At 53.7% G+C, this 14,800-nt stretch carries 12 protein-coding genes; all 12 read left to right on the forward strand.

Annotated features, from left to right (window positions below; genetic code table 11):
* Window positions 1-3: 3 nt before the first annotated feature.
* The 12 genes from nuoB (at window position 4) to nuoN (ending at window position 14,706) form a co-directional block, all read left to right on the forward strand.
* Window positions 4-678, forward strand: a complete 675-nt coding sequence (gene nuoB, locus D8682_RS22620; RefSeq protein WP_034458804.1) for an NADH-quinone oxidoreductase subunit NuoB — start codon at window positions 4-6, stop codon at window positions 676-678.
* Window positions 679-767: 89 nt separating this feature from the next.
* Window positions 768-2,579, forward strand: a complete 1,812-nt coding sequence (gene nuoC, locus D8682_RS22625; protein ID WP_121815184.1) for an NADH-quinone oxidoreductase subunit C/D — start codon at window positions 768-770, stop codon at window positions 2,577-2,579.
* Between the two features lie 2 nt (window positions 2,580-2,581).
* The gene (gene nuoE, locus D8682_RS22630; RefSeq protein WP_064544821.1) at window positions 2,582-3,082 is read left to right on the forward strand and encodes an NADH-quinone oxidoreductase subunit NuoE; all 501 of its coding nucleotides are present in this window, start codon (window positions 2,582-2,584) and stop codon (window positions 3,080-3,082) included.
* Window positions 3,079-4,419 carry an NADH-quinone oxidoreductase subunit NuoF gene (nuoF, locus tag D8682_RS22635; RefSeq protein ID WP_121815185.1) on the forward strand — a complete coding sequence of 447 codons (1,341 nt, stop codon included), beginning with the start codon at window positions 3,079-3,081 and terminating at the stop codon, window positions 4,417-4,419. The genes nuoE and nuoF overlap by 4 nt, the downstream gene beginning before the upstream one ends.
* Window positions 4,420-4,621: 202 nt before the next feature.
* Entirely contained in the window at window positions 4,622-7,345 is a 2,724-nt protein-coding gene (gene nuoG / locus D8682_RS22640) for an NADH-quinone oxidoreductase subunit NuoG (protein WP_121815759.1), read from the forward strand.
* Window positions 7,342-8,319, forward strand: coding sequence for an NADH-quinone oxidoreductase subunit NuoH (nuoH, locus tag D8682_RS22645; protein ID WP_064512669.1), 978 nt, complete (start codon window positions 7,342-7,344; stop codon window positions 8,317-8,319). The genes nuoG and nuoH overlap by 4 nt, the downstream gene beginning before the upstream one ends.
* 14 nt (window positions 8,320-8,333) lie before the next feature.
* Window positions 8,334-8,876 carry an NADH-quinone oxidoreductase subunit NuoI gene (gene nuoI / locus D8682_RS22650; protein ID WP_064544825.1) on the forward strand — a complete coding sequence of 181 codons (543 nt, stop codon included), beginning with the start codon at window positions 8,334-8,336 and terminating at the stop codon, window positions 8,874-8,876.
* Window positions 8,877-8,888: 12 nt separating this feature from the next.
* The gene (gene nuoJ / locus D8682_RS22655; protein WP_064544827.1) at window positions 8,889-9,446 is read left to right on the forward strand and encodes an NADH-quinone oxidoreductase subunit J; all 558 of its coding nucleotides are present in this window, start codon (window positions 8,889-8,891) and stop codon (window positions 9,444-9,446) included.
* The gene (nuoK, locus tag D8682_RS22660) at window positions 9,443-9,745 is read left to right on the forward strand and encodes an NADH-quinone oxidoreductase subunit NuoK (RefSeq protein WP_034458791.1); all 303 of its coding nucleotides are present in this window, start codon (window positions 9,443-9,445) and stop codon (window positions 9,743-9,745) included. Before nuoJ ends, nuoK begins: the two co-directional genes overlap by 4 nt.
* Window positions 9,742-11,583 carry an NADH-quinone oxidoreductase subunit L gene (gene nuoL / locus D8682_RS22665; protein ID WP_121815186.1) on the forward strand — a complete coding sequence of 614 codons (1,842 nt, stop codon included), beginning with the start codon at window positions 9,742-9,744 and terminating at the stop codon, window positions 11,581-11,583. Before nuoK ends, nuoL begins: the two co-directional genes overlap by 4 nt.
* Before the next feature lie 129 nt (window positions 11,584-11,712).
* Complete coding sequence (gene nuoM / locus D8682_RS22670) at window positions 11,713-13,242, forward strand: NADH-quinone oxidoreductase subunit M (RefSeq protein WP_121815187.1); 1,530 nt, start codon at window positions 11,713-11,715, stop codon at window positions 13,240-13,242.
* Window positions 13,243-13,248: 6 nt separating this feature from the next.
* On the forward strand, window positions 13,249-14,706 hold the full coding sequence (gene nuoN, locus D8682_RS22675) for an NADH-quinone oxidoreductase subunit NuoN (protein ID WP_064544832.1): 1,458 nt from the start codon (window positions 13,249-13,251) through the stop codon (window positions 14,704-14,706).
* The last annotated feature ends 94 nt before the right edge of the window (window positions 14,707-14,800 follow it).

A 14,800-nucleotide genomic window follows, 5' to 3' on the forward strand; every position in this document is an offset into this window, starting at 1 on the left:
AAGATGGACTATACGCTCACCCGCATAGACCCCGACGGTGAGAACGACCGTTACCCCCTGCAAAAACAGGAGATCGTAACCGATCCCCTTGATCAAGAAATCAACCGTAGCGTGTACATGGGCAAGCTCGAACATGCCATGCACGATATGGTGAACTGGGGGCGTAAAAACTCAATTTGGCCTTATAACTTTGGCCTTTCTTGCTGCTACGTTGAGATGGTGACCTCGTTTACCGCGGTTCATGACGTGGCACGTTTTGGTGCCGAAGTACTGCGTGCATCTCCGCGTCAGGCCGACCTGATGGTGATTGCAGGAACCTGCTTTACCAAAATGGCTCCCGTTATTCAGCGCCTTTACGATCAAATGCTTGAGCCAAAATGGGTGATCTCGATGGGTGCCTGCGCTAACTCCGGCGGCATGTACGACATCTACTCTGTGGTACAGGGCGTGGATAAATTCCTGCCTGTGGATGTTTACATCCCTGGTTGCCCACCGCGCCCGGAAGCTTACATGCAGGCTCTGATGCTGCTGCAAGAATCCATTGGCAAAGAGCGTCGTCCATTGTCCTGGGTTGTTGGCGATCAAGGTGTTTATCGCGCCAACATGCAGTCAGAACGTGAACGTAAACGTGGCGAGCGTATCGCTGTCACCAACTTGCGGACACCAGACGAGATTTAATATGCGCCTGTGGGCAGTGTGAGTTTACTTCGCATATCAATAATACTAGCGCGAAGCCACTGCTGACAGTCACCACAGTACCATTTGCAATGGTGAGAATTATGACCGATTTAACTGCGCATGATGCCAACCAGGAAGCCTGGCAAACCCGTGACCATTTAGATGATCCGGTAATTGGCGAACTGCGTAACCGTTTTGGGCCGGATGCCTTCACTGTTCAGCCAACCCGCACTGGTGTTCCGGTGGTCTGGGTTAAGCGAGAGCAATTACTCGAAGCAGTCGATTTCTTAAAGAAACTTCCGAAGCCCTATGTCATGTTGTTCGACTTACACGGCATGGATGAACGTCTTCGTACTCACCGCAACGGTTTACCGGCTGCGGATTTTTCCGTTTTCTACCACCTGATTTCTATCGATCGCAACCGCGATATCATGCTCAAGGTGGCGCTGTCTGAAAACGATCTGAATGTACCGACAATCACCAAACTTTTCCCGAATGCCAACTGGTATGAGCGTGAAACCTGGGAAATGTTTGGCATTACCTTTAATGGCCACCCGCACCTGACGCGCATCATGATGCCGCCAACGTGGGAAGGCCATCCGCTGCGTAAAGATTATCCGGCGCGTGCCACCGAATTCGATCCGTTTGAATTGACCAAACAGAAAGAAGACCTCGAGATGGAAGCGCTGACCTTCAAGCCTGAAGAGTGGGGCATGAAGCGCAGCAGCGAGCATGAAGATTTCATGTTCCTGAACCTCGGTCCAAACCACCCATCCGCGCACGGTGCATTCCGTATCGTTCTGCAACTCGACGGTGAAGAGATTGTCGATTGCGTACCGGACATCGGTTACCACCACCGTGGTGCTGAGAAAATGGGCGAGCGTCAGTCCTGGCACAGCTACATTCCGTATACCGACCGTATCGAGTATCTCGGCGGTTGCGTAAACGAAATGCCATACGTGCTAGCGGTTGAAAAACTGGCGGGTATCAAGGTTCCAGAACGTGTAGACGTTATCCGCGTCATGCTGTCTGAACTGTTCCGTATCAACAGCCACCTGCTGTACATCTCCACGTTTATTCAGGACGTGGGCGCGATGACTCCGGTGTTCTTCGCCTTTACTGACCGTCAGAAAATTTATGACCTGGTTGAAGCGATTACCGGTTTCCGTATGCACCCGGCCTGGTTCCGTATCGGCGGTGTGGCTCACGACTTACCAAACGGTTGGGAACGTCTGCTCAAAGAGTTCCTCGACTGGATGCCAAAACGTCTGGATTCCTACGAGAAAGCTGCGCTGCGTAACACCATCCTGAAAGGTCGTTCTCAGGGCGTTGCTGCCTATGGCAAGAAAGAAGCGCTGGAGTGGGGCACCACTGGTGCTGGCTTGCGCGCAACGGGCGTTGACTTCGATATCCGTAAAGCTCGCCCTTACTCTGGTTATGAAAACTTCGACTTCGAAATCCCGGTCGGCGGTGGCGTCAGTGACTGCTACACCCGCGTGATGTTGAAAGTTGAAGAGCTTCGCCAGAGCTTGCGCATTCTTGACCAGTGTCTGAAAAACATGCCTGCTGGCCCGTTCAAAGCTGACCATCCGCTGACAACGCCGCCGCCGAAAGAGCGCACGCTGCAGCATATCGAAACCCTGATCACTCACTTCCTGCAAGTTTCGTGGGGCCCGGTGATGCCGGCTAACGAATCCTTCCAGATGATTGAAGCGACGAAAGGGATTAACAGTTACTACCTGACCAGCGACGGCAGCACCATGAGCTACCGTACCCGTATTCGTACTCCGAGCTTTGCGCACTTGCAGCAAATCCCGTCGGCGATTCGCGGCAGCCTGGTTTCTGACCTGATTGTCTATCTGGGTAGTATCGATTTTGTAATGTCTGATGTGGATCGCTAACTATGCACGATAAACAACAACCCCAGGCAGAAGCCTTTGAGCTGAGTCAATTCGAGCGTGATGCGATTGAGCACGAAAAACATCATTACGAAGATGCTCGCGCAGCGTCTATCGAAGCGCTGAAGATTGTTCAGAAGCAGCGTGGCTGGGTGCCTGACGGCGCGATTTATGCCATCGCTGAAGTTCTGGGCATTCCAGCCAGCGACGTAGAAGGTGTTGCCACATTCTACAGCCAGATTTTCCGCCAGCCGGTAGGCCGCCACGTTATTCGCTATTGCGATAGCGTGGTTTGCCACATTACGGGCTACCAGGGCATTCAGTCGGCAATCGAAGCAAAACTGGACATCAAACCGGGTCAAACCACGTTTGATGGTCGCTTTACCCTGCTGCCAACCTGCTGTCTGGGTAACTGCGATAAAGGGCCGACCATGATGATTGATGAGGACACTCACAGCCATCTGACGCCGGAAGCGATCCCTGACTTGCTGGAGCAGTACAAATGAAAACCGTTATTCGTACTGCCGAAACCCATCCGCTGACCTGGCGGCTGCGTGATGACAAACAGCCGGTCTGGCTGGATGAATATCGCAGCAAAAACGGCTACGAGGGTGCTCGTCTTGCGCTGACTGGCCTTGCACCGGATGAAGTCGTTAACCGTGTTAAAGACGCTGGCCTGAAAGGGCGCGGCGGTGCGGGCTTCTCCACCGGTCTGAAGTGGAGCCTGATGCCGAAAGACGAGTCCATGAACATCCGTTACCTGCTGTGTAATGCCGATGAAATGGAACCGGGTACTTATAAAGACCGTTTGCTGATGGAGCAACTGCCACACCTGTTGGTGGAAGGCATGCTGATTTCTGCATTCGCCCTGAAAGCTTACCGCGGTTACATCTTCCTGCGCGGCGAGTATATCGAAGCGGCTGTGCATCTGCGCCGCGCGATTGCTGAGGCGACCGAAGCGGGCTTGCTGGGCAAAAACATTCTCGGTTCTGGTTTTGATTTTGAGCTGATCGTACATACCGGTGCCGGGCGTTATATCTGTGGTGAAGAAACCGCGCTGATTAACTCCCTGGAAGGCCGCCGTGCGAACCCACGTTCAAAACCCCCATTCCCTGCTTCAAGCGGCGTGTGGGGTAAACCAACGTGTGTAAACAACGTTGAAACCCTGTGCAACGTGCCAGCGATTCTGGCCAACGGCGTGGAGTGGTATCAAGGCATTTCGACCAGCAAAGATGCTGGCACCAAGCTGATGGGCTTCTCTGGTCGTGTGAAAAACCCAGGCGTTTGGGAGTTACCGTTCGGTACCACCGCGCGTGAAATTCTCGAAGATTACGCTGGTGGCATGCGCGATGGCCTGAAATTCAAAGCCTGGCAGCCGGGTGGGGCAGGGACGGATTTCCTGACCGAATCACACCTTGATCTGCCGATGGAATTCGAAAGCATTGGTAAAGCGGGTAGCCGTTTAGGTACCGCACTGGCGATGGCCGTAGACCATGAAATTGGTATGGTGCCGCTGGTTCGTAACCTGGAAGAGTTCTTCTCCCGTGAATCGTGCGGCTGGTGTACACCTTGCCGTGACGGTCTGCCGTGGAGCGTGAAAATACTGCGTGCGCTGGAACGTGGCGAAGGCCAGCCTGGGGATATCGAGACACTTGAGCAACTGTGTCGTTTCCTTGGGCCAGGTAAAACCTTCTGTGCGCATGCGCCAGGTGCGGTTGAGCCATTGCAGAGTGCGATTAAATATTTCCGCGACGAATTCGAAGCGGGCATTGCCAAACAAGATTTCGGGAACACCCGCGCGATTAGCGGGATTCAACCGAACTTGTTAAAAGCGCGCTGGTAACACCTGACAACAAGTTTGCAGGTTATAAAATTTTATAATTAATGCCTGAAAAGTAATCAAGAATTTCGCACTGAGGCAAGGCGGCAAAGGAGTGAATCCCTGGGAGTTTAGTTAACTAAATGACCAGGGTGAGCGAGAGAAGCCAACGCAGTCGCAGTGTGAAAGACGAAGATTATTCAGGCCAACTGGAAGCATGCTGACTATGGCTACGATTCATGTAGACGGCAAAGAATATGAGGTAAACGGGTCAGACAACCTGCTACAAGCATGTCTGTCTCTCGGCCTCGATATTCCTTATTTTTGCTGGCACCCGGCGCTAGGCAGCGTCGGTGCTTGCCGCCAGTGCGCGGTGAAGCAATATCAAAACGCAGAAGATCTCCGTGGCCGCCTGGTGATGTCTTGTATGACACCCGCCTCTGACGGCACGTTTATCTCCATTGACGATAGTGAAGCGAAAGAATTCCGTGAAAGCGTGGTTGAGTGGTTAATGACTAACCACCCGCACGACTGCCCGGTTTGTGAAGAAGGTGGCAACTGCCATCTGCAAGATATGACGGTGATGACCGGCCATAGCTTCCGTCGCTACCGCTTCACTAAACGTACTCACCGCAATCAGGATCTCGGCCCATTCATCTCTCACGAAATGAACCGCTGTATCGCCTGTTACCGCTGCGTGCGTTATTACAAAGATTACGCTGACGGCACCGATTTGGGTGTTTACGGCGCGCACGATAACGTCTACTTCGGTCGTCCTGAAGACGGTACGCTGGAAAGTGAATTCTCCGGTAACCTGGTAGAAATCTGCCCGACCGGCGTATTCACAGATAAAACGCACTCCGAGCGTTATAACCGTAAGTGGGACATGCAGTTCGCACCAAGCATCTGCCAGCAGTGCAGCATCGGCTGTAACACCAGCCCGGGTGAGCGCTACGGTGAATTGCGTCGTATCGAAAACCGCTACAACGGCACCGTGAACCACTACTTCTTGTGTGACCGTGGCCGCTTTGGTTATGGCTACGTCAACCTGAAGGATCGTCCACGTCAGCCGATCCAACGTCGTGGCGACGATCTGATCACCCTGAACGCTGAACAAGCGATGCAGGGCGCGGCAGATATTCTGCGCCAGTCGAAGAAAGTGATCGGTATCGGATCCCCACGCGCCAGCGTAGAAAGCAACTTTGCGCTGCGCGAGCTGGTCGGTGCGGACAACTTCTACACCGGTATCGCAACCGGTGAACAAGCTCGCTTGCAACTGATGCTCAAAGTGCTGCAAGAAAGCGGCATTCATACTCCGGCCCTGCGTGAAATCGAATCTTACGATGCGGTTTTGGTACTCGGAGAAGACATTACTCAGACCGGTGCGCGTGTTGCGCTGGCTGTGCGTCAGGCCGTGAAAGGCAAAGCGCGTGAAATGGCAGCGGCACAGAAAGTGGCTGACTGGCAGATTGCCGCAATCCTCAACATTGGTCAGCACGCTAAACACCCACTGTTTGTCACCAATATAGACAGCACTCGTCTGGACGACATCGCAGCATGGACTTACCGCGCTCCGGTTGAAGATCAGGCTCGTCTGGGCTTTGCGGTTGCTCACGCGCTGGATAGCAATTCCCCAGCCGTTGAACTCGATCGCGACCTGAAAAACAAAGTCGACGTGATTGTGCAAGCGCTGGCGGGTGCGAAGAAACCATTGATCGTTTCCGGTACTAACGCCGGTAGCGAAGCGGTCATTCAGGCGGCAGCCAACGTGGCTAAAGCGCTGAAAGACCGTGGTGCCGATGTCGGTATCACCATGGTGGCTCGTGCGGTCAACAGCGTTGGCCTCGGTCTGATTGGCGGCGGCTCGCTTGAAGAAGCGTTGAGTGAACTGGAAAGCGGTGCTGCCGATGCGGTAGTGGTGCTGGAAAACGATCTGCATCGCCATGCTTCTGCAACTCGCGTTGATGCAGCACTGAGCAAAGCGCCGTTGGTGATGGTTATTGACCACCAACGCACGGCAATTATGGACAAAGCCCATCTGGTGCTGTCCACCGCAAGCTTCGCTGAGAGTGACGGTACGGTGATTAACAACGAAGGTCGCGCACAGCGTTTCTTCCAGGTTTATGACCCGTCTTACTATGACCACTCCGTGGTGATGCTCGAAAGCTGGCGCTGGCTGCATTCTCTGCACAGCACCGTTGAAAGCCGTGAAGTGGACTGGACGCAGTTAGATGATGTTATCGATGCATGCGTGAAAGCGTTGCCACAACTGGCCGGAATTAAAGATGCGGCACCGGATGCCAGCTTCCGTATTCGTGGTCAGAAACTGTCGCGTTCTCCAATCCGCTCCAGTGGCCGTACCGCGATGCGCGCCAACATTAGCGTGCATGAACCGCGTCAGCCGCAGGATAAAGACACCATGTTCGCCTTCTCTATGGAAGGGAACAACAGCCCGACGGCTAATCGTCAGCAAATTCCATTCGCATGGGCACCAGGCTGGAACTCACCGCAAGCATGGAACAAATTCCAGGCCGAAGTGGGTGGCAATCTGCGTCACGGCGATCCGGGTGTGCGCCTGATTGAAGCCTCCGAAACGGGTATGGATTTCTTCACTGATGTGCCGGAAATCTTCCACGCTGAAGACGGGAAATGGCGTATCGCGCCGTACTACCATCTGTTTGGTAGTGATGAAATGTCCCAGCGTTCTCCGGTGTTCCAGAGCCGTATGACTGAGCCGTACATCAAGCTTAATCCGTCTGATGCTGCAAAACTCGGTGTTAATGCGGGTAGCCTGATTTCGTTTAGCTATGAAGGCCAGACGCTAAGTCTGCCGCTGCAACTTTCCGAAGGACTGGCGGCAGGGCAGGTAGGTTTACCGATGGGGATGCCTGGCATCGCTCCGGTACTGGCGGGTGCTTGTCTTGAAAATCTTCAGGAGGCTGGCCAATGAGTTGGTTAACACCGGATGTTATCGACATTCTGCTGAGCATTCTCAAAGCGGTCGTAATCCTGCTGGTCGTGGTGACATGCGGCGCGTTCATGAGTTTCGGTGAGCGTCGTTTGCTGGGCCTGTTCCAGAACCGTTACGGACCGAACCGTGTTGGCTGGGGCGGCTCGCTCCAGTTAGTCGCGGACATGATCAAAATGTTCTTTAAAGAAGACTGGACTCCGCGCTTTGCGGACCGCGTCATCTTTACTCTGGCACCGATGATTGCTTTCACCTCGTTGTTGCTGGCCTTTGCTATTGTGCCGGTCAGCCCAAGCTGGGTGGTTGCCGACCTGAACATTGGTATTTTGTTCTTCCTGATGCTGGCGGGTCTGGCGGTTTACGCCGTGCTGTTCGCCGGTTGGTCAAGTAACAACAAATACTCACTGTTGGGTGCAATGCGTGCTTCTGCGCAGACACTCAGCTACGAAGTGTTCCTCGGTCTGTCTTTGATGGGCGTTGTGGCGCAGGCGGGGTCGTTCAATATGGGCGATATCGTGGATAACCAGGCGAACCTGTGGAACGTGATCCCACAGTTCTTCGGTTTTGTGACCTTCGCTATCGCAGGCGTCGCGGTTTGTCACCGTCACCCGTTTGACCAACCAGAAGCCGAGCAAGAGCTGGCCGATGGTTATCACATCGAATATTCAGGCATGAAATTTGGCCTGTTCTTCGTGGGTGAATACATCGGTATCGTGACTGTTTCTGCCCTGATTGTGACCCTGTTCTTTGGTGGCTGGCATGGCCCGTGGTTACCGCCGTTCATCTGGTTCGCGCTGAAAACCGCGTTCTTCATGATGATGTTCATTTTGATCCGTGCAGCATTACCGCGTCCACGTTATGACCAGGTAATGTCCTTCGGCTGGAAAATTTGCCTGCCGTTGACACTGGTCAATCTGCTGGTGACCGCCGCGGTCATTCTCTATCAGGCACCATAAGGGGTGAAAAAACCATGACATTGAAAGAGTTAGTGGTTGGTTTCGGCACCCAGGTACGCAGTATCTGGATGATTGGTCTGCACGCGTTTGCCAAACGCGAAACGCAGATGTATCCGGAAGAGCCAGTCTATTTACCGCCGCGCTACCGTGGCCGCATCGTGTTAACGCGCGATCCGGACGGCTCCGAGCGTTGCGTTGCCTGTAACCTGTGTGCGGTAGCCTGCCCGGTAGCCTGTATCTCTTTGCAAAAAGCAGAAACCAAAGACGGCCGCTGGTATCCAGAGTTCTTCCGTATCAACTTCTCGCGCTGCATTTTCTGTGGTTTGTGCGAAGAAGCGTGCCCAACCACGGCGATTCAGCTGACACCAGATTTCGAACTGGGTGAGTTTAAGCGCCAGGATTTGGTCTACGAAAAAGAGGACCTGCTGATTTCCGGTCCGGGCAAATACCCGGAATATAACTTCTACCGGATGGCGGGTATGGCAATCGACGGCAAAGATAAGGGCGAAGCGGAAAACGAAGCCAAGCCTATCGACGTCAAAGGCCTATTACCTTAAAGGAGCAAGGCAATGGAATTCGCTTTTTATATTTGCGCAATCATCGCGGTTGGGACCACCTTACGGGTGATCACGCATACCAATCCGGTGCATGCCTTGCTGTATCTGATCATCTCGTTGTTGGCTATCTCCGGCGTGTTCTTCGCGCTGGGAGCGTACTTTGCCGCAGCGCTTGAGATTATCGTCTACGCCGGTGCCATCATGGTGTTGTTCGTTTTCGTGGTCATGATGCTGAACCTCGGTGGTGCGGTCGTTGAACAAGAGCGCAACTGGCTGAAACCGCAGTTGTGGATTGGTCCTGGCATTTTGTCAGCCATCCTGCTTTCGGTGCTGGTGTACGCGATTCTGAGTCTTAATGACCAGGGGATCGACGGTACCTCCGTCAGTGCTAAACAAGTGGGTATCGCACTGTTTGGACCGTACGTTCTGGCAGTGGAATTAGCCTCGATGCTGTTGTTGGCGGGTCTGGTTGTGGCATTCCACCTTGGTCGTGAAGACCGTCCGGGTGAAGTGCTGAGCAACCGCCAGGCTGACCAGGCTGTGAAAAGAAAAACGGAGGAGCACGTATGATTCCGCTGCAACATGGACTTATCCTCGCGGCTATCTTGTTCGTACTGGGGCTGACTGGCCTGGTGATTCGTCGCAACCTGCTTTTCATGCTGATTAGCCTGGAAGTGATGATTAACGCCGCGGCTCTCGCCTTTGTGGTCGCGGGCAGTTATTGGGGCCAGGCTGATGGCCAGGTGATGTATATACTCGCGATTAGCTTAGCTGCTGCCGAAGCCAGTATCGGCCTCGCACTGTTACTGCAGCTCCATCGTCGTCGCCAGAGCCTGAATATCGATTCAGTAAGTGAGATGCGTGGATGAACCTTCTCTGGTTAACCATTCTTTTGCCTTTTATTGGCTTTTTGTTGTTGGCGTTCTCGCGTGGTCGTTGGTCAGAAAACCTTTCTGCCACGGTTGGGGTCGGCTCGATTGGGCTGTCCGCGTTAGTCACGGCGATTGTTGGGTTCGACTTCTTCAATAACGGGCAACAAGCCTTTACCCAGCCGTTGTGGACGTGGATGTCAGTGGGCGATTTTAATATCGGCTTCAATCTGATCCTCGACGGTTTGTCACTGACCATGCTGTCGGTGGTCACGGGTGTTGGCTTCCTGATCCACATGTACGCTTCCTGGTATATGCGTGGGGAAGAGGGCTATTCCCGCTTCTTCGCCTACACCAACCTGTTTATCGCAAGCATGGTTGTTCTGGTGCTGGGCGATAACCTGCTGCTGATGTATCTCGGCTGGGAAGGCGTGGGTCTGTGCTCGTATCTGCTGATTGGTTTCTACTACACCGATCCGAAGAACGGCGCTGCGGCCATGAAAGCGTTCGTGGTAACCCGCGTGGGCGACGTGTTCCTCGCTTTCGCACTGTTCATTCTTTACAACGAACTGGGCACGCTGAACTTCCGCGAAATGGTTGAACTGGCACCGCAGCACTTTGCGGCTGGCAACCAAATGCTGATGTGGGCAACCCTGATGCTGTTAGGCGGCGCGGTAGGTAAATCTGCTCAGTTGCCATTGCAGACCTGGCTTGCGGATGCGATGGCTGGCCCAACGCCAGTTTCAGCGCTGATCCACGCGGCAACCATGGTTACCGCCGGTGTCTACCTGATTGCCCGTACTCACGGCCTGTTCCTGTTAACGCCTGAAGTGCTGCATTTAGTGGGCATCGTGGGTGCAGTGACGCTGGTAATGGCAGGCTTTGCGGCGCTGGTGCAAACCGATATCAAACGTGTGCTCGCGTACTCGACCATGAGCCAGATTGGCTACATGTTCCTGGCACTGGGTGTACAAGCGTGGGATGCGGCGATTTTCCACCTGATGACGCACGCGTTCTTCAAAGCGTTGCTGTTCCTGTCGTCTGGTTCGGTGATTCTTGCCTGCCACCACGAACAAAACATCTTCAAAATGGGTGGTCTGCGTAAGTCCATTCCGCTGGTGTATATCTGCTTCCTGGTCGGTGGTGCAGCCTTGTCTGCGTTGCCACTCATTACTGCGGGCTTCTTCAGTAAAGATGAGATTCTGGCCGGTGCGATGGCGAATGGTCATGTGAACTTGATGGTTGCTGGTCTGGTCGGTGCGTTTATGACCTCACTGTATACCTTCCGTATGATCTTCATCGTCTTCCACGGTAAAGAGCAGATTCACGCGCATGCACTTAAAGGCATTACTCACCACTTGCCGCTGATTGTGCTGCTGGTGTTGTCCACTTTCGTGGGTGCCATGATTGTTCCGCCATTGGCGGGCGTCCTGCCAGCAACCACTGAGCTTGCGCACGGTAGCGTGCTGACCCTGGAGATTACCTCAGGCGTTGTGGCTATCGCCGGTATCCTGATTGCTGCCTGGTTGTGGCTGGGCAAACGCACTCTGGTCACCGCCATTGCCAACAGCGCACCGGGCCGCTTCTTCGGTACCTGGTGGTTCCATGCCTGGGGCTTCGATTGGCTGTACGATAAAGTCTTCGTTAAGCCATTCCTGGGTATCGCCTGGTTGATTAAGAGCGATCCGCTGAATTCACTGATGAACATTCCGGCAGTTCTTTCACGCTTTGCAGGCCGTGGCCTGCTGGTGAGCGAGAACGGTTACCTGCGCTGGTATGTGGCTTCAATGAGTATCGGTGCGGTCGTGATTCTGGGCTTGCTGCTGGTCTTGCGCTAACTCCATACAACTCCCCCTCTCCATCAGGGAGAGGGTCGGGGTGAGGGTGGTTTACCTTCCCCGGCGTCTTAATACAGATGGGAAAGTGAGTGATGTTTTGGTTTATTTTGACTTAGGGACACAAATGCCATGCTATTACCCTGGCTGATACTCATCCCCTTTATTGGCGGCTTCTTCTGCTGGCAGACTGAACGCTTCGGCGTAAAAGTGCCGCGTTGGATTGCGCTGATAACGATGGGACTGACACTGGCTCTCTCGATGCAACTGTGGTTAGCCGGTGGCTACACGCTAACGCAATCTGCAGGTTTGCCGCAGTGGCAGTCTGAATTTGTTTTGCCGTGGATCCCACGTTTTGGGATTGAAATCCACCTGGCGTTGGATGGCCTGTCACTGCTGATGGTGGTCCTGACCGGCCTGCTCGGCGTGCTGGCGGTACTCTGTTCCTGGAATGAAATCGAAAAATATCAGGGCTTCTTCCACCTCAACCTGATGTGGATCCTCGGTGGCGTTATCGGCGTGTTCCTGGCCATCGACATGTTCCTGTTCTTCTTCTTCTGGGAAATGATGCTGGTGCCAATGTACTTCCTGATTGCACTGTGGGGCCACAAAGCCTCCGACGGGAAGACGCGTATCACCGCTGCAACCAAGTTCTTCATCTATACCCAGGCAAGTGGCCTGGTGATGTTGATTGCCATTCTTGGCCTGGTGTTTGTGCATTACAACTCAACCGGCGTCTGGACATTTAACTACGAACAACTGCTGCACACCGAAATGTCCAGCAGCGTTCAATGGTTGCTGATGCTGGGCTTCTTCATTGCATTTGCGGTAAAAATGCCAGTGGTTCCCTTGCACGGTTGGCTGCCGGATGCGCACTCCCAGGCACCAACGGCGGGTTCTGTCGACCTCGCAGGTATCTTGCTGAAAACAGCAGCCTACGGCCTGCTGCGTTTCGCACTGCCGCTGTTCCCGGAAGCTTCCGCTGAATTTGCCCCAATCGCTATGTGGCTGGGTGTCATCGGTATCTTCTACGGCGCGTGGATGGCCTTCGCACAAACCGATATCAAACGCCTGATTGCTTATACCTCCGTTTCCCACATGGGCTTCGTGTTGATTGCCATTTATACCGGCAGCCAACTGGCTTACCAGGGTGCGGTGATTCAGATGATTGCGCACGGTCTTTCTGCGGCCGGTATGTTCATCATCTGTGGTCAGATTTACGAGCGTCTGCATACTCGTGATATGCGTCTGATGGGCGGCCTGTGGAACAAAATTAAATGGCTGCCGGGTCTGTCGTTGTTCTTTGCGGTGGCAACTCTGGGGATGCCGGGTACCGGTAACTTCGTTGGCGAATTTATGATTCTGTTCGGCAGCTACCATGTCGTGCCAGTGATTACCATTATCTCTACCTTCGGCTTGGTCTTTGCCTCTGTTTATTCTCTGGCGATGATTCATCGTGCTTACTTCGGTAAAGCAAAAAGCGAAATCAGTGATAAGCAACTGCCAGGCATGTCGCCGCGCGAGTTCTTTATCATCCTGTTGCTGGTGGTGTTGTTAGTCCTGTTGGGCTTCTACCCGCAGCCAATTCTGGATACTTCGCATGCCGCGATGAGCAATATTCAGCAGTGGTTTACCAGTTCAATTCCAACTACAAGGCCGTAATTCGCCATGACTATAACTCCTCAACAATTGATCGCGCTGCTACCGCTGCTCGTCGTCGGATTGACGGTGGTGGTTGTGATGCTCTCCATAGCGTGGCGACGCGACCATTTTGTCAATGCAACACTGGCAGTAATCGGCCTGAACGCCGCACTCGTTTCACTGTGGTTTGTTGGCCAGGCTGGCGCAATGGACGTCACGCCGCTGATGCGCGTCGATGGCTATGCGATGCTTTACACCGGTTTGGTTTTGCTGGCGAGCCTCGCGACTTGTACCTTTGCTTACCCGTGGCTCGAGGGTTACACCGACAACCGCGAAGAGTTTTACCTGCTGGTGCTGATTGCAGCCCTCGGCGGTATTCTGCTGGCAAACGCCAATCACCTGGCGGCACTGTTCCTCGGCATTGAGTTAATTTCACTGCCGCTGTTCGGCCTGATTGGTTACGCCTTCCGACAGAAACGTTCGCTGGAAGCCAGTATCAAGTACACCATTTTGTCTGCCGCAGCCTCTTCATTCCTGCTGTTCGGTATGGCGCTGGTGTACGCAGAGTCTGGCGACTTGTCGTTTGTAACGCTCGGTAAGAGCCTCGCAGACAACATGCTCCACGAACCGCTGCTGCTGGCAGGTTTTGGTCTGATGATTGTCGGCCTCGGCTTTAAACTGTCACTGGTTCCATTCCACCTGTGGACCCCAGATGTTTATCAGGGCGCTCCGGCTCCGGTTTCCACTTTCCTGGCAACCGCCAGCAAAATCGCCATCTTTGGTGTGGTGATGCGTCTGTTCCTCTACGCGCCAGTCGGCGATAGCGAAGCGGTACGCGTGGTGCTCGGTATTATCGCCTTCATCTCTATCATCTTCGGTAACCTGATGGCGTTGAGCCAGACCAATATCAAGCGTCTGCTTGGTTACTCGTCTATCTCACACCTTGGTTATTTGATGGTGGCATTGATTGCGCTGCAAAGCGGCGACATGTCGATGGAATCGGTTGGTGTTTATCTGGCAGGCTACCTGTTCAGCAGCCTTGGTGCGTTCGGCGTGGTGAGCCTGATGTCCAGCCCGTACCGTGGCCCGGATGCAGATTCGCTGTATTCTTATCGTGGTCTGTTCTGGCACAAACCAATTTTGTCTGCGGTCATGACGGTGATGATGTTGTCACTGGCAGGTATCCCAATGACACTGGGCTTTATTGGTAAGTTCTACATCATTGCGGTCGGTGTTCAGTCTCACCTGTGGTGGTTGACTGGCGCTGTGGTACTGGGTAGTGCGATTGGTTTGTACTACTACCTGCGTGTGACGGTGAGTTTGTATCTGAATGCACCGCAACAGCCAAACCGTGATGCTCCGACTAACTGGGCGTTCACTGCTGGCGGTGTGGTGGTGTTGATCTCCGCCGTGCTGGTGTTGTTGCTGGGTGTTTATCCGCAACCGTTGATCAGCCTGGTGCGTTTGGCAACACCGATGATGTAAGTGGTTTTGGTCGGGTTAGCGCCCGCGACCCCTGCTAAATCCCCAAATATAAAGGCTACCGAATCGGGTAGCCTTTTTTTTGCTCTGAGTTTAC

The organism is Buttiauxella sp. 3AFRM03, from assembly GCF_003675305.1.
GTDB lineage: Bacteria > Pseudomonadota > Gammaproteobacteria > Enterobacterales > Enterobacteriaceae > Buttiauxella > Buttiauxella ferragutiae.